16 protein-coding genes are annotated in these 18,730 nt (G+C 61.0%); 8 read left to right on the top strand and 8 right to left on the bottom strand.

Annotation, left to right across the window (positions count from 1 at the left end; all coding sequences use genetic code 11):
* The first annotated feature begins 1,082 nt into the window (after positions 1 to 1,082).
* The 3 genes from C9E91_RS18445 (at position 1,083) to C9E91_RS18435 (ending at position 3,919) form a co-directional block, all read left to right on the top strand.
* Positions 1,083 to 2,096, top strand: a complete 1,014-nt coding sequence (locus C9E91_RS18445) for an ABC transporter substrate-binding protein (protein WP_107109713.1) — start codon at positions 1,083 to 1,085, stop codon at positions 2,094 to 2,096.
* A 109-nt stretch (positions 2,097 to 2,205) separates the two neighbouring features.
* Positions 2,206 to 3,024, top strand: a complete 819-nt coding sequence (locus tag C9E91_RS18440; protein WP_107109712.1) for an ABC transporter ATP-binding protein — start codon at positions 2,206 to 2,208, stop codon at positions 3,022 to 3,024.
* A gap of 13 nt (positions 3,025 to 3,037) precedes the next feature.
* Positions 3,038 to 3,919 carry an ABC transporter permease gene (locus tag C9E91_RS18435; RefSeq protein ID WP_107109711.1) on the top strand — a complete coding sequence of 294 codons (882 nt, stop codon included), beginning with the start codon at positions 3,038 to 3,040 and terminating at the stop codon, positions 3,917 to 3,919.
* A gap of 191 nt (positions 3,920 to 4,110) precedes the next feature.
* Here C9E91_RS18435 and C9E91_RS18430 read toward each other — a convergent pair whose 3' ends face one another.
* Positions 4,111 to 4,374: a hypothetical protein gene (locus C9E91_RS18430; protein WP_107109710.1), complete on the bottom strand. Its 264-nt coding sequence runs from the start codon at positions 4,372 to 4,374 to the stop codon at positions 4,111 to 4,113.
* A gap of 232 nt (positions 4,375 to 4,606) precedes the next feature.
* Positions 4,607 to 5,098, bottom strand: coding sequence for a GNAT family N-acetyltransferase (locus C9E91_RS18425; protein WP_107109945.1), 492 nt, complete (start codon positions 5,096 to 5,098; stop codon positions 4,607 to 4,609).
* A gap of 350 nt (positions 5,099 to 5,448) precedes the next feature.
* Here C9E91_RS18425 and C9E91_RS18420 point away from each other — a divergent pair, with 350 nt between their 5' ends.
* Together C9E91_RS18420 and C9E91_RS18415 are read left to right on the top strand one after the other, a co-directional pair.
* Entirely contained in the window at positions 5,449 to 6,129 is a 681-nt protein-coding gene (locus C9E91_RS18420; RefSeq protein ID WP_107109709.1) for a peroxiredoxin-like family protein, read from the top strand.
* 317 nt (positions 6,130 to 6,446) lie between these two features.
* Positions 6,447 to 7,160 (top strand): DNA helicase, encoded by a 714-nt coding sequence (locus C9E91_RS18415; RefSeq protein ID WP_107109708.1) that lies wholly within the window; start codon positions 6,447 to 6,449, stop codon positions 7,158 to 7,160.
* A 39-nt stretch (positions 7,161 to 7,199) separates the two neighbouring features.
* Here the strand turns inward: C9E91_RS18415 and C9E91_RS18410 are convergent, their stop codons facing one another.
* The 4 genes from C9E91_RS18410 to C9E91_RS18395 form a co-directional block, all read right to left on the bottom strand.
* Positions 7,200 to 8,615: a sensor histidine kinase gene (locus C9E91_RS18410; protein WP_107109944.1), complete on the bottom strand. Its 1,416-nt coding sequence runs from the start codon at positions 8,613 to 8,615 to the stop codon at positions 7,200 to 7,202.
* A complete protein-coding gene (locus C9E91_RS18405) occupies positions 8,605 to 9,273 on the bottom strand; it encodes a response regulator (protein WP_107109707.1) in 669 nt (222 codons plus the stop codon). The genes C9E91_RS18410 and C9E91_RS18405 overlap by 11 nt, the downstream gene beginning before the upstream one ends.
* An 82-nt stretch (positions 9,274 to 9,355) precedes the next feature.
* On the bottom strand, positions 9,356 to 11,143 hold the full coding sequence (locus C9E91_RS18400; protein WP_107109943.1) for an alpha/beta hydrolase family protein: 1,788 nt from the start codon (positions 11,141 to 11,143) through the stop codon (positions 9,356 to 9,358).
* A gap of 10 nt (positions 11,144 to 11,153) precedes the next feature.
* Positions 11,154 to 12,668 carry a lipopolysaccharide biosynthesis protein gene (locus C9E91_RS18395; protein ID WP_107109706.1) on the bottom strand — a complete coding sequence of 505 codons (1,515 nt, stop codon included), beginning with the start codon at positions 12,666 to 12,668 and terminating at the stop codon, positions 11,154 to 11,156.
* Positions 12,669 to 12,855: 187 nt separating this feature from the next.
* Between C9E91_RS18395 and C9E91_RS18390 the strand changes: the two genes are divergently transcribed.
* Positions 12,856 to 13,710: a glycosyltransferase family 2 protein gene (locus C9E91_RS18390; RefSeq protein ID WP_107109705.1), complete on the top strand. Its 855-nt coding sequence runs from the start codon at positions 12,856 to 12,858 to the stop codon at positions 13,708 to 13,710.
* Here the strand turns inward: C9E91_RS18390 and C9E91_RS18385 are convergent.
* Together C9E91_RS18385 and C9E91_RS18380 are read right to left on the bottom strand one after the other, a co-directional pair.
* Positions 13,677 to 14,879, bottom strand: a complete 1,203-nt coding sequence (locus tag C9E91_RS18385; protein WP_107109704.1) for a glycosyltransferase family 4 protein — start codon at positions 14,877 to 14,879, stop codon at positions 13,677 to 13,679. The two genes, C9E91_RS18390 and C9E91_RS18385, sit on opposite strands and share 34 nt — an antisense overlap.
* 402 nt (positions 14,880 to 15,281) lie before the next feature.
* The gene (locus C9E91_RS18380) at positions 15,282 to 15,518 is read right to left on the bottom strand and encodes an Lrp/AsnC ligand binding domain-containing protein (RefSeq protein ID WP_107109703.1); all 237 of its coding nucleotides are present in this window, start codon (positions 15,516 to 15,518) and stop codon (positions 15,282 to 15,284) included.
* A gap of 211 nt (positions 15,519 to 15,729) precedes the next feature.
* Between C9E91_RS18380 and C9E91_RS18375 the strand changes: the two genes are divergently transcribed.
* Positions 15,730 to 17,013, top strand: a complete 1,284-nt coding sequence (locus C9E91_RS18375) for an NAD(P)/FAD-dependent oxidoreductase (RefSeq protein WP_107109702.1) — start codon at positions 15,730 to 15,732, stop codon at positions 17,011 to 17,013.
* Between the two features lie 104 nt (positions 17,014 to 17,117).
* On the top strand, positions 17,118 to 18,653 hold the full coding sequence (gene amaB, locus C9E91_RS18370) for an L-piperidine-6-carboxylate dehydrogenase (RefSeq protein ID WP_107109701.1): 1,536 nt from the start codon (positions 17,118 to 17,120) through the stop codon (positions 18,651 to 18,653).
* The last annotated feature ends 77 nt before the right edge of the window (positions 18,654 to 18,730 follow it).

Below are 18,730 nucleotides of genomic sequence, written 5' to 3'. Positions count from 1 at the left end.
ATTGTACAGCGGCCTATCGGGTTATCCTTGCTAGGTACACTGGCGTGAGCCGCAAAATAGGCCGGTTTTGCACGGCAGTTACTGGCGAAGTAGCGATCGTATAGGGTCACTATTGTTGCGGAGATACTGAAAACTATCTGTGGATTCTTGGAAAAAAATTCCAATATACTATGGTTTTCTAATATACGCGCAAAATCATATTCGCCCGTTTGCGACAATGCTTCCGGCGAAATCATTCGCAATCCGATGACCCGTTCTGCGCTCCTCCTATTCCCGGATTAGCAATCCCGCTCCTGCGATGAAGATTGACGTCGAAATATTCTTGTGGCTGCTCAGCATCTTACGTGCACGTTAGCCGCCTCAAGCGGTCAATTGGCATCGGATCGTTACATTAAGTTTTTCTTACTTAACGTAACGTCAGTCTTTTCAACTATGTCAATGAGGGAATTGCCCATCCTTTGGAGGAGTCGAGCGGGGTTGGAAGCAAAAATTTTTTACGGGAAAGCTTTTTCTTTGCGAGATAGGCTTGGCTATATTTCTTATTATAAAATCAACGCTCTAGCGTATTTCGCAACGGACGACTCTATTTTCGGTTGAGTGACATTACCAAAATTGGTCGGATTCGCGTCTTGACCCTGTTATATTAGACGGTCTTAATGCCCATCGTCCGGTCGTGCCCGCGCCCGGACAAGTTGCTGGAGTCCTTAGGCCCGCTGCACCAAGAACAGCGGGTCCTTTTTTCCCACCTTCATTGGTTATTTTTGCGGGGCCCGCCATGCCAACACAGCAGGGGGGTCAGCGAGCCCCGGCCGTCCAAGCACGGCGGCACGACGATCCACCAGAACTCCTCTGCCGTCCACAAACTCCTGCTTTAATTGCTGGTGATGCAACTCGCACAAGCATTGCAAAACGCCGGTACTCGCAAATATTTGCATTGCGAACCGCAATGCTCTTCCAGCTTCAAAGGTAACCGACGCCTTTCAGCTCACTGAAAGGTTGTTGATGCATGCCTGTCCCGCTTCGGGAAGAAGCATTTGTCGAGGTAGCGATCAAGCGCTCGGCATCCATAGGAGGAGATATTTATGCGTTCGTCAGGCATGTTCCTTTATTCTGCGGCCCTTTCCCTCGTTATCGCCGGCAGCTCACTCGGTGTCACGGCGGCTCATGCCGCCGACAAGATTTCCATCATGGTGGGCGGCTATGAAAAGCAGATCTATCTGCCGGCCAAGCTGGCGGAATCCCTCGGCTACTTCAAAGACGAAGGTCTGAATATCGAGCTTCTGAACGAGCCTGCGGGCGTCGATGCGGAAAACGAAATGCTTGCCGGCGCCGTTCAGGGTGTCGTCGGTTTCTACGATCACTGTATCGACCTGCAGGGAAAGGGTAAATTCGTCGAATCCGTCGTGCAGTTCAGCCAGGCGCCCGGCGAAGTGGAACTGGTGTCGGCCAAGCATCCGGAAATCAAGTCCTTCGCCGATTTGAAGGGCAAGAGCGTCGGCGTTACCGGCCTCGGTTCATCCACCAACTTCCTGACGCTCTTCATGGCGTCAAAGGCAGGCCTATCGCCGGCTGACGTCACCCCGGTTCCGGTCGGTGCCGGCCAGACCTTCATCGCTGCCATGCAGCAGGACGCCATCCAGGCCGGCATGACCACCGAACCGACGATCTCGCGCATGCTGAAGACTGGCGAAGCTTCGGTTCTCGTCGATCTCAGAACCTTGAAGGGCACTGAGGCCGCGCTCGGCGGTACTTACCCGGCCGCGTCGCTCTATATGGATGCCGCATGGGTCGATGGTCACAAGGAAGAAGTGCAGAAGCTTGCAAACGCCTTCGTCAAGACGCTGCGCTTCATCAACACCCATTCCGGGGCCGAGATTGCCGAAAAGATGCCGAAGGATTTCTACGTCGGCGACAAGGAGGGCTACATCAAGGCTCTCGACGCCGGCAAGGAAATGTTCACGGCCGACGGCGTGATGCCGGAAGATGGTCCGAAGACCGTTCTCGCCGTGCTCTCGCAGTTCTCCAAGAACGTGAAGGGCAAGACGATCGACCTGTCGAAGACCTACACGACGGAATTCGTCAAGAACGTCAAGTAAGCAGTCATAACGCCGCTTCCGGCCGGTTCCGGAAGCGGTAGTTCAAGAGACTTTGCAGTTCACTGGGCTTTGCGTGCACGCCCCGAAGGCACGCGTCAGGATCAGCACCATGCAACAGGATGAACGCCGTACACCGGCGATCGAGCTCATCAATGTCAGCCGCCGTTTCGTATCCCCAACCGGCAAGTCGCTGACGGCACTGCGCGATTTCAACATGACCGTCGAACGCGGCGAGTTCGTCGCCGTCGTCGGCCCGACCGGGTGCGGCAAGTCGACGACGCTCAATCTCGTCACCGGGCTGGCCAAACCCAGCGCCGGTGAAGTTCGACTGATGGGCGGACCCGTCAGCGGCATCGATCCACGCGTCGGCTTCGCCTTCCAGACGGATGCGCTTTTCCCCTGGAAGAACGTCATCGACAATGTGATGTCAGGCCCGTTGTTCCGTGGCAAGTCGAAGGCGGAAGCCGAAAAGAGCGCTAAGGACTGGCTTGCCCGCGTTGGCCTCTCGAAGTTCCTGCATCACTATCCGCATCAGCTCTCGGGCGGCATGCGCAAGCGCGTTTCGCTGGCGCAGACCTTCATCAACGAGCCGGAAATCCTACTGATGGACGAACCCTTCTCGGCTCTCGATGTCCAGACCCGTACGGTCATGCATGAAGAGCTCCTGAAGCTCTGGGCAGAACGCCAGGCGTCTGTCGTCTTCGTCACGCACGACCTTGAAGAAGCCGTGGCGCTCGCCGACAAAGTCTATGTGCTGACGGCAGGCCCGGCGACGGTGAAGTCGGTCTATACGATCGACCTGCCGCGTCCGCGCGTCGTCTCGGAAATCCGTTACGAGCAGAACTTCATCGATTATTGCAAGACGATCTGGGATGACCTGCGCGAAGAGGTCGAGACCAGCTATCGCCGCGCCGCGGAAGCGGCATAAGGGAGGATTGATCATGGCAAACACAGCCCTCGAAACAGGCAATGCCCCGATCTTCCGCGCCGGTACCTCGGACGCGGAAATCGAAGCTGCAGCGCTGAAGGCGCTCGCCCGCCGCAAGTACGTTGTCGTGGCTTGGCAAGTCGGCATTCTCCTTGCCATCCTCGGCCTTTGGCAGGTCGCGTCCGATCTGCACTGGATCGATCCGTTCTTCTATTCCAGCCCCTATGGCATTGCGTTGCGCCTCTGGGACTGGATCAGCGAAGGCACCGAAAGTGGCTCGCTTTGGTACCATCTCGGCGTCACCATGGAAGAAGCGCTGATCGGCTTCGTCATTGGCTCGGTCACCGGCGTTCTCGTCGGCGTGGCGCTTGGCCGCAACAAGCTGGCTTCCGATATCCTGTCGATCTACATCAAGGCGATCAACTCGATCCCACGCGTCGTGCTGGCGCCGATCTTCGTGATGATCATGGGCCTCGGCCTTGCCTCCAAGGTCGCGCTTGCCTTCATCATGGTGTTCTTCGTCGTGTTCGCCAACGCTTTCCAGGGCGTTCGCGAGGCCGACCGCAACATGATCGCCAATGCCCGCATTCTCGGCGCCTCGAACTGGCAGGTTACCCGCAATGTGATCCTGCCGTCGGCGATGAGCTGGATTTTTGCAAGCCTGCACATCTCCTTCTCGTTCGCCATCATCGGTGCGATCGTCGGCGAATTCGTCGGCTCGCTTGCCGGTATCGGCTACCTGATCTCGATCGCCAAGGGCACCTATGATGCCGCCGGCCTCTATGCCGCGATCATCCTAGTGATGGTGGTGACGCTCGGCGCCGAATACGTGATGACGCTTGTCGAAAACCGCATCACCAGATGGCGTCCGCAGCAGCACATGGACGTGCAATAAGCCATCGAGGCATTCAGTTTCCTCCCAAGGCCGGGCACCCCCACCCGGCCTCTTTTTTGCCGCCAGTTGGCCGCCCCGGCGTGGACGACGGCTATGCGAAGACGCTTATGGGAACAATTTTCCGGAACTCTGCAGCAGTCGTCACCGCGTCGCCAGAAACTCCATCCGCCAAAATGCCTTCAGCATCCCCGCTACGATTGAACGAGGATCACCAAGGTCTCCGGCAATACTCCGTCATACTCCATCGCATCCGCCGCTGCCTTGGACTTCATAAATTCCGCCAAGCGGTCCATGTCGGGAACGTCCATGACTAGGCCTACTCGGTTCGACGCTTGCGGATCGATAAACGTGCGTATGTTTGCGCACCCGAGGGGTTCGAAAACCTCTTTACGGCGTGGTGAAGCAAGCCAGTGTTTGACGTCTTTGACGTCGTGATAGGCCAATATGGTAGGCATAGCATCCTCCTCTCAAAGCCAAATGGAACACTACGCCTCGATTGATCACATTGATATTACCCGGATGGGCGGAGCGCATCGTCGCAAATGGCAGAGATGTCGATGTTCTCGCCTGCTTCCGGCCCTAAAGCGGCACCTGCGCCGGGTCGCCTCTGTTGAAGTTGTCCTATGGTGGACACGGAGCGGTGGGGACACCTACTGTCTGATCTGCTGCTGAGGGAACTGTCCGCGATCACAGCCGCTTGGCCATCCAAAGGTGCGGCTGGCCCTCGTCCTCGCAATCGACATCGCTGATCTGCGTATAGCCCTGCTTGGCGTACAGATCGTGCGCGTATTCCTGGGCATGCAGCTTCACCAGTTTGGCGCCGGCCTCGCGCGCGGCCTCGTCGCTCGCAGCGATGATCACACTCGCCAAACCCCGGCGGCGAAACGCCGGCATCACGGCTACGCGGCCCAGCAGGTACGTCTCCCCTGCCATCACGCCCTCGTCGAACGTGCATGTGGGCGACGGTGGCCTATCGGGCGCAAGGGCGCGCTCCAGTAGCTCGGGGAACAGGCGTGAGCACCCGGCTAGCTCGCCATCGATATAGAGGGTTACATGTACACAGGAAGGGTTGTCGTCGATGCCATCGAACTCGTTCTCATAGCCCTGCTCGTCCATAAAGACAGCGCGCCGCACCGCAAAGGCGTCGTCGCGCGCGTTGGTCTTGATCTGCCGAGACATAAAGGGGCCCCTATCCGCCGGTTCGCTTGCGCACCATAATATCGGCAGGCAAACCATGTCATCTCTATTTCCCGATTGTATCGTTTCGGCGCCTAGTCCCTTCGTGGTTCGTCCGCTGTTGGCACATTCCGGAAGTGACGACCTTCCGCCTGTTCTTCCTTACGGGCTCTTGGACCTTCTACCGGCCGAAGAGGCAAGATGCGGGGGCAGCTTTGACACCGGTCGGAGCGGTGAGCAGCGTGCCTGGCCACTCTCGGCGATCAACATCGGGCGGTGGGCCTTCTTGCGACAAGTGATATAGTTCAATTTCGGTCGTTTCATCTTGGACGATACGAGAAAGGAATTATTCCATGGGAGACCAAAAGCGCCCGCTGCAACCTGGAGAAACCGCGCCCGCGTTCGCGCTAGCCACGGCCAACTTCGACGGAACGGTCTCTTTCGCCGACTTGAGCGATCGCCCGTTCTTGATCGGTTTCTTTCGCGGGCTGCACTGTCCGTTCTGCCGGCGTCAGGTAGAACAGCTCGCCGGCATTCAGCCCACCCTGCGCGCTGCCGGGGTGGAGACTGTGGCCGTTATCAACACGCCGGTGGAACGCGCTCGCCTGTATTTCCGCCACCGTCCGACGCCAGTAACGCTACTTTGCGATCCGGACTGCCGCACACATCGGGCCTACGGTGTGCCGTATGCTGAGTTCCTGCCCGATGGGAGCAGCGAGCAGCCCGAATGGCCTTATAGCGCGACGATGGCGCAGTTCCAGGCGGCGCGCATCAACCCCACAGGCGAGTTGCCGGAACCGCTACACCCGATGGAAGCCAACACGATACTCAACGCCAAGGACCGCTTCGAGCTTGATGAAGCCGATAATGCGATCTTCGCGAACCACGCTACCCAGCTCGTCGGCCACTTCCTGGTCGATGCGAACGGCACAATCCGCTGGGTACAAATTGAGGCGCTGGACGGACCGAACAGCATCTCCATCTTCCCGACGGCAGCGGAGATCATCGCCGCCGCGAGCGACCTTGGACGCTAACCTGCAGCGAACCGTCTGCCGGCGTTGCTGCGCGATGTCGAATGAGGGCGGCGTGACGCATTGATCGGGCGATGACCGCTCTTGGCGCAAAGCTGGGTCCATATGCGGCGGAACCGCCGGGTGATGGTTGGTCCCCAATCGCGCAATTTTCACCGAACGAGAATCAGCTTATGGTCCGATTCCGGCAAAGCCCATGCCTCCCCCCTCCATCTGGGAAAGTATCATTCATGCGGGGCTGATCGATCATCGAACCGACTGTTCGGGCGCCAAGCATAAGGAGGGGTTGCGGTCGTTGCTCGCAATAGGAGGTTTTTCACATGAGGCTTTCTGGCCCAATCTATCGTTTGAAGCGTAAAGCCCGGCTCATGTCGCGCGAGGAGAACATTCCCTTGCACGAAGCACTTGACCGGATAGCAGTCGAAGAAGGTTTCCGCGGCTGGAGCTTGCTCGCAGCGCGTGCCGAGACGACCACGTCAGCCGAAGAGATGTTCGCTCAATTGGACCGTGGCGATCTGGTGCTTCTGGGCGCCCGCCGTGGCCACGGTAAAACCTTGATGAGCCTCAGGCTGGCGGTCGAGGCGATGAAATCCGGCAATCGGGGCGCCTTCTTCACGTTGGAAGATACCGAAAGTGATGTTCTCGATCGTTTCCGGGTGATCGGCGCTAAGTTCGAGCTTTTTGAAGGCTTGTTCGAATTTGACAGTTCGGACGCGATCAGCGCCGACTATATTGTCGACAAACTGGCGTCGGCGCCCGAGGGAACGCTTGTCGTCATCGATTACCTGCAAATACTCGACCAGAACCGGCAGAAGCCGGAATTGATGGTGCAGGTTCGGGCGTTGAGGTCCTTTGCGCAGGAGCGAGGTTTGATCATCGTCTTCCTCTCGCAGATCGACCGGTCCTACGATCCGTCGGCGAAAGCCTATCCTGGTCTGGAGGATGTCCGCTTGCCCAATCCGCTGGATCTGGCGCTGTTCGACAAGACATTTTTCCTGAACAGGGGCGAAGTCCAGCTTCAGGTGGCTGGGTAGCGGTTCCGCTTAATCCGGTTGCCGGCAGTTGGGAATCGATCAAACCGCCGGCAGCCTTACCGTCACCAGTAGGCCGCCGCCGGTCGCATCGCTCAGCGCTATCGTGCCGCCGGCGCCGTCGACGACTTCGCGGACGATGGCGAGCCCGAGGCCGCTGCCCTCTGGTTCCGTGCCGATGATGCGGTAGAAGCGCTCAAACACCTGGCCGCGCTCGGCCTCGGGGATACCCGGACCGTTGTCCTCCACCCACAGCAAGGCGCTGTCATCATCGCGCCGGACGCCGACCGTGACCCGGCCATTGGCGGGGGTATACCGCAGGGCATTGTCGACGAGATTAACCAGCATTTCGCGCAGCATGGTGCCGTCGCCTTCGACATGAACCGGCGCATCATCGGCCTCCAGTCCCAGGTCGATGTTGCGCCTCAGGGCCTCCTCCGCTAGGTTCTCCAGGACCTGTCGGGCGGTCGCGACGAGGTCGATCGTGTCGCTGCGCGGACGGCGGCTGCCGGGCTCGGCCCGCGAGAGGGTGAGAAGCTGGCTCGCCAGCCGTGTCACTTGTCGCGTGCTGGAGCGCAACGCCGTCAACGCTTCGTCGCGCCTGGCATTATCATCCTCGCGTGCCGCCACGCTTGCTTGCGTCGAGATCAGCGCGAGCGGCGTGCGCAACTGGTGAGCGGCGTTGGAGACGAAGCGACGCTGTGCCGCCATCTGGTTCTGCACCCGCTCCATATGATCGTTGAGGGCATGGACCAGGGGGCGCAGCTCGCTCTGCACCATGTCCGGTTCCAGCGGGTCCAGCCGCTGGCGGCCGCGTTCGCGCACCGCATCGCGCAGCCGGAGTACCGGCGCCAGACCGCGCTGCAGCCCGATGATGGTGACCAGGCCGGCGAGCAGCACGAGCACGAGCTGCTTGGTGAAATCCGAGAGCCACAGCCTGCGACGCATGGCGTATTGGCTGTTATGGGTGACGGCGACGGTAACGGAGATCGTGCTGTCTTCGCTGAGGCCGACGATCGGGTGGTTCAGCATCATCACGCGGACCTGATCGTTGCGAAATGCCGTGTCTTCACCGACCTGCGGTTTCTTTGGCTGCGGTAGATCGGGATAGCCGGCGACGAGGTTCCCCCAGGCGGTCACCACCTGATAGAAGACGCGATCGCCATAGCCCGTATCGAACATCTCCAGCGCAGCCGGTGGGATATCGACCTGGACGGTGCCGTTGCCGTCGACATGCACGGCTTCGGCGATGACGCGGGCTGAGGCAAGCAGCGTGTGGTCGGTGACGAGGTCCGAAGTGGCATTCGCCGAGTGGAAGCTGAGATAGAGATTGATGCAGATCGCCCCGATCAGCGTCAGCACCACCCAGGCAAAAAGTTGCGCCCGCAGGCTGGAGCTCAGCCCTGCGACGGCGCGGCGCAAATGTCCTTTGCGGGGGCGGCTTTCGTCATTGCGCATGGCGTAGGAGGTAACCGAGGCCACGCAGCGTGGCGATCTGCACGGCACTGCCTTCGAGCTTCTTGCGGACGCGGTGCACGTAGATTTCGATGGCACTGGTATCGGCGAGATCGTCGAAGCCGAAGACGCTTTCGGAGAGCGCGGTCTTGGTGACCGTCGTGCCGACCTTCATCATGAGATGTTCGAGCACGGCATGTTCGCGAGGCGTGAGCGCCAGGGTTTCCCCGCCGAGAAAGAACTGCCGCGTGCCGCCGTCGAAGAGCAGGTCGCCCACGGCGATTTCGGGCGCGGCGCGGTCATGGCCGCGGCGGACGACCGCGCGGACGCGGGCTTCCAGCTCGGCGATTTCGAAAGGTTTTGCCAGATAGTCGTCGGCGCCGCTATCGAGCCCGGCAACGCGGCCGTCGAGGCTGGCATTGGCGGTCAGGATGATGACCGGCACTTTGTTGCCGCCCTGGCGCAACCGCTTCAACAGCGTCAACCCGTCGATTTTCGGCAGTGACAGATCCAGGATAACGACTGCGTAACCCGCCACTTTCAACATATGTTCGGCGTCCTCGCCGTCATAGGCGATGTCGACGGCATATTGTGCCTGACGCAGCGCCTTGCCGAGCCAGGACGCCAGTTCGCGGTTGTCTTCGACGATCAGGAGCCTCATGGGGCGAGTATACAGCAAGTGCAGGGTGTTGCGAGTGTTTTGGGCCGCCCGACACCTATCTCGCCAGCGGCGAGATAGGCACTCATTTGCCGAGCCTCAATGCCATCTCTCTCACCTCGTGCAAGTACACTTTCCGCGCATAGGACGGTGTCAGATTGTGATCGGCGTCGGGGATGATGGTGAGGCGGATGTCCGGAAAGTTCTTCAGGCCGGCGGCGTCTTCGCCAAAGTGTTCGCGGAAATGATCCAGACCGATGTCGTGGGCGCTGTAGATCAGCGAAATATCGACCTGACGTTTTGTAAGCGTGCGGAAGCCGTTGATGACGGTTTCATGCTCGCCGGCGAAGAAGGGGAGAACGCCGAGCAGCGGGCGACCGAGACGGACGGCGCGCCGCGCCAGCGCCACGACGATGTTGCGCGCCGCGCTCTTGGCGTCGATCTGGCCGCCATAGAGCCGCTTCAAGGTCTCGAACTGCAGGAATTTCAGGCCGTAGGTCTCAAGCGAACGCGGCACGAAGCGCAGGGCTTCGTCGACCGGCTGGGTTTCATCCCAGAAGAAAGCGTAAGGATTGACGGTGATCAGACCGCGGCATCTGCTATCGCGGATAGCGCTCTGAAAGGCGAGATAACCACCGCTGCAGCGGCCGACGGCAAAGGCGGGCAGCAGCTCACGATTCTCCAGAAAGTTGAGTGCGGCGTCAACGTCCTGCTGCTGATCGCGGGAATAAAGCACCTGCTCCTGCGCGTCGGGAAGCGGCGGGCTGTCGGCAACATTGGCGGTATCGAAACGCAGCGAGGGGATGCCGTCGCGGGCGAGTGTCCGCGCCATGGTCACCGACATCCGGCCCCAGCCGGCATGGCGGTCATAGGCCGTCGTTAAGAGCAATGCTGTCGCGCCCGCACGGGCGCCTGCGGGTTCGCAGAGAATGCCGAAGAGGCGGTCGCCCTCGCCAAAACGCAGCGGCGTCTCGCGAAAACCATCGCCCTCAAGCGCTTCGGCACGGGGCGTGCGGAGAATTCTGCGCGATGCCGTCGTGGATTCCGTCGCGATCGACCGCGCCCAATCCAGAATTTTCCGGCCGGCTTCGAGCGGCATGGTGGCGATAGTCGGGTTCGACACCAGCTCGTCATAACCCTCATAGGCAGCGCGTTCGACACGCGGGCCGAGGGTTTCGAGATGAGCAGCGAAATCGGCATCGGCGGGGCGACCGGGCCGTGTCAGGACAAGGCAATCCGGCACGCCGACATGGGCAAGCGTCATCAGGTTGAGTTTTTTGACAGCGGCGGCGGTAGTGTCCGGCATATGTAGGCTGGCGATGGTGACGCCTTCGGTCCGGCGCTGTGTTTCGGTGAGCCCCATGCCCTCGTCGATCATTTTCGACCACATGGTCAATTCGCGCAGATAAGCCCGGCCGGAGATGGTGGGGGCCAGCAGCGCGATGCCGTCGGCGGTGGAGAGCTGCTCTGCAATATTAAGGGCGACGACACTTCCGAGCCCTTGGCTCACCAGAATCAGGCGTTCGCAGCCGGAGAGCGATCGCAGCAAGGCCGCGGCGTCGCGCGCCGTATTTTCCCACAGCGCCAATCCTTCGCCTGGATCGTCAACGTCGAGCGCATCGCCGGTGCCGGCATAGTCGAAGCGGAGGCTGGCGATGCCTGTCTTGGCGAGATCTTCGGCGAGGATGCGCCAGAATTTGCGGGTGCACATTTCCTCGAAGCCCCAGGGGCTGAGGAACAATACGGCCGTCTGGCTCGTCGGCGCGACGGCGGGCGTGAACAGGCCGACAGTTCGGGAGAAGGTCACCGGCATGGCGGCGGCGGTCATCTCCTTAAGCGGACCCTGGTATTCGGCGGCTCCCAACGCAGCCATGGCATTCTCCTCAAATTCGGCGCGGCGCCAGCCATGCCAGCGCGTGAACGGCAAATGGATGCGCGCGCCGGGGTAGACGCGCAGCAATTTGTTGCAGGGCGGCGATATCCTCCGGCGGCACGGCATTCAGCAGCCGGAGCGCCAGGCCGTAGACCAGGATGCCGGCGATGACGGCGCTGGCGAGGCCGGGAATACCGGGCAGCACATGAACGAAACCGTAGGCCGCGGCGGCGCAGAGCGCGGATGCGCCGGTCACCTTGGCGAGGCTAACGAACATGCTGTGCATCGAGCCTTCGAATTCCATACGGCGCACCATCAGCACGCACATGGCGGTGAAGGCGAGCAGCCGCACCAGAGCGCCACCTTCGCCGCCATAGAGAGGCACTGCGATGAAGCAACCGACGACCATGATGGCGCTGGCGACGCCGCCGATAATGGTACGCTCACGCATGCGGTCGATGGAATAGAGATATTGCGTGCAGATCTGCATGAAGACGTAAGGGGCTGCGGTCAGCGACAGCAGCGCCACCATGCCACCGCTCGGGCCGAAGGGTTTGCCGAAGATCGTCACCACCAGCTCGGGGGCGATCGCCGCAAGGCCGAAGCTCATCGGCAGGGTGATATAGGAAATGGCGCGCGCCACACCTTCGAAGACATGGACCGGCAGCTTGCCCGACGCCTGCGAATGCATCTGCTCGGAGTAATAGGGCAGCAGGCTGCCGCTCAACTGTACCGGAAGCTGCAGCGCCAGATTGGCAAGCGACAGGCCGACAGCATAGAAGCCGACGGCTTCGATGCCCCAATAATGCTGCAGGAACACCAGCTCGATGCGATTCAGGAAGATCGAGCTGTTGATGAATTCGGCCGAGAGAATGAGCGAGGAACGGACGAGATAGCCAAGGCCGACGCCGCAACTGTTCCGGGGAGCGGCGGCGATCCTCAGGCTCGAGATGAACATCGGGATCTGACCGATGGCATAGCCGGCAAGGGCGCCGGTGACACCGAAGAAGATGGCGCCGAGAAGCACGGTGGCGAGCTGCAGCACCGAGCTGGTCAGGGTCATGCGGAAGAAAGCGCCGAGCTGCTGTTCGCCGACCAGATAGTTCTTGCTGTAGGCGCCGAGCGACTGCAGGACGAAAAACGCGCCGGTGATGACGATGATGGACGATGCATCGTTTGCCCAATGCATCCGCTCCGCTTCCCAATAATAGGCGGCATAGCCGGCAAGCAGGATCAGCGTCGACAGGATCGTTGGATGCAGGAGATAGGCCGCAAAACCGCGCCGCTCCTCCGTCGAATAGCCCTGGACCTTCAGTTGCGGCAGGATGCGCAGCAGCGTGATGCCGGTGCCAAGTTCGGCAACGAGCGCGCCCGTCGTCGTCAACCAGAGCGAAAAGGCGATGATGCCGTTGGCCTCCGGGCCAAGCAGGCGGGCCGCGATAATCGAACAGGCAAAACCGGTCGCCAGCAGGGTCAGCCCCGCCGCTGCGTTCAACGCCGAATTCGCCATGATGCTCTTCGTCATGAAGATTACCGTTTTCCCAGGTCGCAGAAAGTGGCCGCAAATGTCCGGCTCTTCATGGAATAGCGTCTGCTGTATTTCATATGCCTTAATATTTACCGTCTATTCCTAATGTAACTTTCATTTTTACTTCAGCTAATATGCGATATCCCCATATTGGCTGGCTTGCCGTTTGTTCGGAGGGTCCTCCTTGTTCAGCCTCGTCGTCTGCACGATCGACCGTTTCGACCAGTTGGAAAGGCTGTTTCTGTCGCTGATGAATCAGCGCCAGAGGGATTTCGAGGTGATCCTCGTCGATCAAAATCCGGACGATCGGCTGTTGGAGTTGATCGGAAGCTTTTCGCCCTCTTTCGCGATCCGCCATATCCGTTCGCCCAAAGGCCTTTCGCGGGCACGCAACAATGGGATGGCGGCAGCGAATGGCGACTATGTCTGCTTTCCCGACGATGACTGCTGGTATGAGCCGGATACGCTGGAGATGGCGGAGCGGCTGTTCGCCGAGCATCCCGAGCTTGCCATCGTCACCGGCCGCACGCTCGATGCCGGCGGCTTGGCCTCCGTCAGCCCGACGGGCGAAATCTCGCTTGCGGTGACGCGCTGGAACTACCTGAAGTGCGGCAATTCCAACAGCATCTTTGTGCGCCGTGCAGCACTGCCTGATATCGGCGGCTTCGACGAGAATCTCGGGGTCGGTTCGGACTCGCCGTTCCAAAGCGGCGAGGAGGCGGATTTTCTGTTGCGGGCGCTTGCTGCCGGCAAGCGGCTGATGTTCTTTCCCGAATTGATCGTTCATCACGATCAGGTCACCAGTGAATACGGTCCGCGTCAGATCGAGCGGGCGCGCAAGTATGGCCGCGGCTTCGGCGCGCTGATGCGCAAGCAGCGCTTTCCGCTCGCCTATGTCGGCTATCGCCTGTGCCGGCCCGTCGCCGGCTGGCTGGCGGCGCTGGTACGATGCAGGGCCGATACGGCCCGTTACAAGCGGGCCTGGCTGATGGGCATTCTGGAAGGTTATGCGACCTGGCCGCGGTGGGGCAGGGGCTGATGCCGTTCGCCGCGCGGCGTCATGGCTTCGGCATAAGCATCGATATAGCGCTGCGCGACCTCATCCCATGCATAGGCGCGGGCGTCATGAATGAGTTCTTCCCTGAGGCCGAGGCCTTCGGCCCCTAAGCGTGCGAAAGCGGCGGCTAGGGCGTCGGCAGCAGTTTCCGGATTGGAAAAATCGGACAGCATTAGCATCGGATGGGTCTCGGCGAGCGCCTTGTAGGCGTCGTTCGTGTGCAGCACCGGCAGCAGGCCGGCACTCATCGCCTCGATCGCCACAAGGCCGAAGCCCTCATATTCGGAGGCCGAGGCGAAAATCGAGGCGCGGGCGATGATGTTGCGGATGGCGCAATTGTCGATCGATATATGTAGCGACACATGGCGGCCAAGGTCGCGGACGGCAATTTCCTTTTCCAGCGTCGGCTGATCGAGATCGGAGACGGCGCCGATAATGTCGAGATGCCAATCCGGATTGCGGGCAGCAAGCACCTTCATGACATCAAGCATGCGGTCGAGCCGCTTGTTGACGGAGAAACGACCGATGGTGACGATGCGGCGGCGGGCTTCGAGCGCGGCGCAATTGGCGAATTTGCCGACATCGGCGCCGTTTTCGATCAGGCGGGTGCGGCGGCCGGCGATGCTGGAAAACAGCCGTTCGTCCGACAGGCTGCAGCAGATGAGCTCAGCGTAGGCGAGGGCGGAAAGCCGGGTTGCGGTGTTGAACCAGAGCTTCTTGATGGCGACATATTTCGGCGTGTGGAAGAAACCGCCATGGGTGGTGGCAACCATCGGACGGCCATGGAACAGCTTGCCCCAAGCAAGTGCGTCGAAGAAGAAATCGACGGCATGGACGTGGATGAGGTCGGCATCGGCGATATGCTTGAACACCTGCGGCGCCAAGGGATAACGGCTGGAGCCGGACCAGGGGATGCGGACGATCTCGATATCGTCGATCGTTTCGGCCGGCGCCAGTTCGCGGGTGGGATCGGAGAACAGGCTGTTGCAGGTGACGACCCGGACACGATAGCCGCGGCCGATCAACTGCCGGCAGAGATTGGCAACCACGTCTTCCAGCCCGCCCTTGTTGGGCAAAAACTGGCGCACGACATGCACGATCAGCGGTCCCGCGGCATTCTGTGCCTGAATATCCGAAATAGCCGATGTCATTGACCCGCCCTCGATCCCTAAGCCGCGCAAAGCCGCGGCGATCAGGCGCACGAAGGCGCCGTCTCTTGATCAGCGCGCAAAGCACATCATCTTGCCGGTTAAAAAGAGCTTAATTGCGGACGAGAGGCCGCGGCGTTTCAAGCAAGAGGGTTAATATCGGAGCGTTCCGTTAGGGAAGGTTGGGCTTGTCAGGCGGGTGTTGTTTTGTGCCCGGCGGCTCCGGGCCCCTCACCCTAGCCCTCTCCCCGCAGGCGGGGAGAGGGGACTGCTTCGGTGTTCGCGGCGTGACCGTGCTCCTGGACACAGAACTCTGTATGCCCCCTCGCCCCGCTTGCGGGGAGAGGGTTGGGGTGAGGGGCCATCTCGGAAAGAGAGGCATAACCCGTCACTCAATCGGACCTCTCAAAACGCCCGGAACGTCAATGTGGTCAGCGAGCGGACGATGCCGGGGATATTGGCGATGTTGTCGTTGATGAACTTGCCGATATCCAGCTCGTCCTTGATGTAGACCTTCAGCAGCAGGTCGTAGTCGCCGCTGGTGGAATAGAGTTCCGAGACCAGCTCCGTCTGGTAGATCGCATCGGCGACCTCGTAGGTCTTGCCGGGGGCGCATTGGAGCTGAACGAAAATGGGCTTCATGAGATTGTCCTGGTTCTGTCCGCGACCGCGATGGCGGCTGTCTTGACTCTGTCCCGGCCGCGATGGCGGCCGCCGCTTTGCTCTATAATGGTCGAAAGCGGCGTGGCCATGCAAGTTTTTCTCTATCCACCGGATGTCGTTGTTCCTGCTTCCGCAAGTCGGGAGGTGGCGCTAGATTGGCCGGATTCTTTTAGGCAATTGGATCGACTCGATGCTGAATGACCCTCGCTCTCACGGACTCTGGGAGAAAACTGCTCCGCCGCCGCCTGCGACAGAGCCGCTTGCCGGCGATGTTTCGGCCGATGTGGTGGTGGTCGGCGGCGGCTATACGGGGCTCTCCTCGGCACTACATCTGGCGGAAGCTGGAACCAAGGTCGTGCTGCTGGAGGCCAATGAAATCGGCTTTGGCGGTGCAGGGCGCAATGTCGGCCTGATCAATGCCGGCATGTGGGTCATGCCCGAAGACCTGCCCGGCGTGCTCGGCCCGGTCTATGGCGAAAGGCTGCTGGAGCTTCTGGGCGATGCGCCAAAGCTGGTGATGGCGCTGATCGAGAAACACGGCATCGCCTGCGAGCTGGAGCGCAACGGCACTTTGCATTGCGCCGTTGGATCCGAGGGGCTGAAGGAGATCGAGGAGCGTGCCCGTCAATGGAGCAAGCGCGGTGCCCCGGTCACCGTCCTCGATGCTGGCGAGACGGCGCGGCGGGTGGGGAGTTCTGCCTATGCGGGGGCGTTGCTCGATATGCGGGCCGGCACATTGCAGCCGCTGGCCTATGTCCGCGGTCTGGCGCATGCGGCGGCCAAGGCCGGTGTTGTCATCCACACCGGCAGTCGCGTGACGGCGACCGAGAAGAACGGTGGGCGATGGATCGTCGGGACTGCCGGCGGCACTGTCAGTGCGGATTGGATCATCGTCGCGACGGATGCCTATAGCACCGGCCCCTGGGAACAGGTGCGCAGTGAGCAGGTGCATCTTCCCTATTTCAATTTCGCCACCGTGCCGCTTGGCGACAACCTGCGCAAATCGGTCCTGCCGGGACGCGAGGGGGCGTGGGATACGAAGGAGATCCTGTCGTCCTTCCGCATGGATCAGGCCGGCCGCCTTGTCTTCGGCAGCGTCGGGGCATTGCGCAATACCGGGCTCGCCATCCACAAGAACTGGGTGCGACGTTCGCTGAAGAAGCTGTTTCCGCAACTCGGAGACATCGCCTTTGAAAGCGAGTGGTACGGCAAGATCGGCATGACCGACAACGCCCTGCCGCGCTTCCACCGATTTGCGCCGAATGTCGTCGGCTTTTCCGGCTATAATGGGCGTGGTATCGCGCCCGGCACGGTGTTCGGCAAAATATTGTCCGACCATGTTCTCGGCCGCGTTTCCGAAGCCGACCTGCCGTTGCCGCCGACCGATCCCAAAGAGCCCAGCTTTCGGGCGTTGAAGGAAATGTGGTACGAAGCCGGCGCCCAGGCCGCGCATTTTGTTGGCGCGAGGGGCTGAAGCGCCGTGAGTTCGTTTGAACGCACAAGGGTCGCTCCGGTCCGCGTGCGAGTGACGTCCTGGGGACGGGAACTGGACCATCAAAACAAGAAGAGGAAGACGACATGACCGCCACACTCGATCTCGCCGCCGAGACAAAGGCAATCCTGACCGAACTCAGCGTTGCCGCCGATCGTTATACGGGCGGAACACTTGCCGTCACCTCACCCGTGACCGGCGCTGAAATCGGCCGGCTCAGGGAGCATTCGGCTGCCGAAGCGAAAGCCGCAATCGACAAGGCGCATGAGGCATTTCTCTCCTGGCGCGCCGTGCCGGCGCCGAAACGTGGAGAGCTGATCCGCCTGCTTGGCGAAGAGTTGCGTGCCGGCAAAGCCGCGCTTGGCCGCCTCGTTTCCATCGAAGTCGGCAAGATCACCTCCGAAGGTTTAGGCGAAGTGCAGGAGATGATCGATATCTGCGATTTCGCCGTCGGCCTGTCGCGCCAGCTCTACGGCCTGACCATTGCCACCGAGCGCTCGGAACATCGGATGATGGAAAGCTGGCATCCGCTGGGGCCGGTCGGCATCATTTCCGCCTTCAACTTCCCCGTTGCCGTCTGGTCGTGGAACGCAGCGCTCGCCATTGTCTGTGGCAATTCCACCGTCTGGAAGCCATCGGAAAAGACGCCGCTGACGGCGCTTGCCGTGCAGGCCTTGTTCGAAAAGGCGCTGAAACGCTATGTCGCCGAGGGCGGCGAGGCGCCGGCTAATCTCTCGACCCTGATCATCGGTGGCCGCGACGTCGGCGAAGTGCTGGTGGATCACCCGAAGATTCCGCTGGTTTCGGCAACCGGCTCGACAGCCATGGGCCGCGCTGTCGGCCCGCGTCTTGCCAACCGCTTCGCCCGCGCCATCCTCGAACTCGGCGGCAACAATGCCGCGATCGTCTGCCCGACGGCCGACCTCGACCTGACGCTGCGCGGCGTCGCCTTTTCCGCCATGGGCACCGCCGGCCAGCGTTGCACGACGCTGCGCCGCCTCTTCGTGCATGAAAGCGTCTACGATCAGCTCGTGCCGCGGCTGCAGAAGGCTTACGGCTCGGTCACCATCGGCAATCCGCTGGAAACGGGCACGCTCGTTGGCCCGCTGATCGACAAGCAGGCCTTCGACAAGATGCAGGCGGCGCTTGGAGAGGCGCAGTCGTCCGGCGGCAAGGTGACCGGCGGCGAACGCGTCGAAAACGGTACCGCCGATGCCTTCTACGTTCGTCCGGCCCTGGTCGAGATGCCTCAGCAGGCCGGTCCGGTCGAGCATGAAACCTTCGCGCCGATCCTCTATGTGATGAAGTACAGCGATTTCGACGAGGTCCTGGCGCTGCACAACGCCGTGCCGCAGGGCCTGTCGTCGTCGATCTTCACCAATGACATGCGCGAGGCGGAAGCCTTCGTTTCGGCGCGCGGTTCGGACTGCGGCATCGCCAATGTCAATCTCGGCCCTTCCGGCGCTGAAATCGGCGGTGCCTTCGGCGGCGAGAAGGAGACCGGCGGCGGCCGTGAATCCGGCTCCGACGCTTGGAAGGCCTATATGCGCCGGGCGACCAACACCATCAACTATGGCAGGACATTGCCACTGGCACAGGGCGTCAAGTTCGACGTCGAGTAAGGCGAGCATGGCAATCGTCGCGTTGCGATGAGGAGGGCGTGGGCGTAGGATCGCTTTCGCCCTCCTTAATCGTTCCA

The organism is Rhizobium sp. SEMIA4064 (genome assembly GCF_003025035.1).
In the GTDB taxonomy this organism is placed as follows: domain Bacteria; phylum Pseudomonadota; class Alphaproteobacteria; order Rhizobiales; family Rhizobiaceae; genus Rhizobium; species Rhizobium paranaense.
This window is presented reverse-complemented; position numbering and strand designations above follow the sequence as displayed.

What these genes read in the sequence shown, in the direction of transcription:
- C9E91_RS18445 (WP_107109713.1), top strand. Translation starts at nt 1,083, where the DNA reads ATGCGTTCGTCAGGCATGTTCCTTTATTCTGCGGCCCTTTCCCTCGTT.
- C9E91_RS18440 (WP_107109712.1), top strand. Translation starts at nt 2,206, where the DNA reads ATGCAACAGGATGAACGCCGTACACCGGCGATCGAGCTCATCAATGTC.
- C9E91_RS18435 (WP_107109711.1), top strand. Translation starts at nt 3,038, where the DNA reads ATGGCAAACACAGCCCTCGAAACAGGCAATGCCCCGATCTTCCGCGCC.
- C9E91_RS18430 (WP_107109710.1), bottom strand. Translation starts at nt 4,374, where the DNA reads ATGCCTACCATATTGGCCTATCACGACGTCAAAGACGTCAAACACTGG.
- C9E91_RS18425 (WP_107109945.1), bottom strand. Translation starts at nt 5,098, where the DNA reads ATGTCTCGGCAGATCAAGACCAACGCGCGCGACGACGCCTTTGCGGTG.
- C9E91_RS18420 (WP_107109709.1), top strand. Translation starts at nt 5,449, where the DNA reads ATGGGAGACCAAAAGCGCCCGCTGCAACCTGGAGAAACCGCGCCCGCG.
- C9E91_RS18415 (WP_107109708.1), top strand. Translation starts at nt 6,447, where the DNA reads ATGAGGCTTTCTGGCCCAATCTATCGTTTGAAGCGTAAAGCCCGGCTC.
- C9E91_RS18410 (WP_107109944.1), bottom strand. Translation starts at nt 8,615, where the DNA reads ATGCGCAATGACGAAAGCCGCCCCCGCAAAGGACATTTGCGCCGCGCC.
- C9E91_RS18405 (WP_107109707.1), bottom strand. Translation starts at nt 9,273, where the DNA reads ATGAGGCTCCTGATCGTCGAAGACAACCGCGAACTGGCGTCCTGGCTC.
- C9E91_RS18400 (WP_107109943.1), bottom strand. Translation starts at nt 11,143, where the DNA reads ATGGCTGCGTTGGGAGCCGCCGAATACCAGGGTCCGCTTAAGGAGATG.
- C9E91_RS18395 (WP_107109706.1), bottom strand. Translation starts at nt 12,668, where the DNA reads ATGACGAAGAGCATCATGGCGAATTCGGCGTTGAACGCAGCGGCGGGG.
- C9E91_RS18385 (WP_107109704.1), bottom strand. Translation starts at nt 14,879, where the DNA reads ATGACATCGGCTATTTCGGATATTCAGGCACAGAATGCCGCGGGACCG.
- C9E91_RS18380 (WP_107109703.1), bottom strand. Translation starts at nt 15,518, where the DNA reads ATGAAGCCCATTTTCGTTCAGCTCCAATGCGCCCCCGGCAAGACCTAC.
- C9E91_RS18375 (WP_107109702.1), top strand. Translation starts at nt 15,730, where the DNA reads ATGCTGAATGACCCTCGCTCTCACGGACTCTGGGAGAAAACTGCTCCG.
- amaB (WP_107109701.1), top strand. Translation starts at nt 17,118, where the DNA reads ATGACCGCCACACTCGATCTCGCCGCCGAGACAAAGGCAATCCTGACC.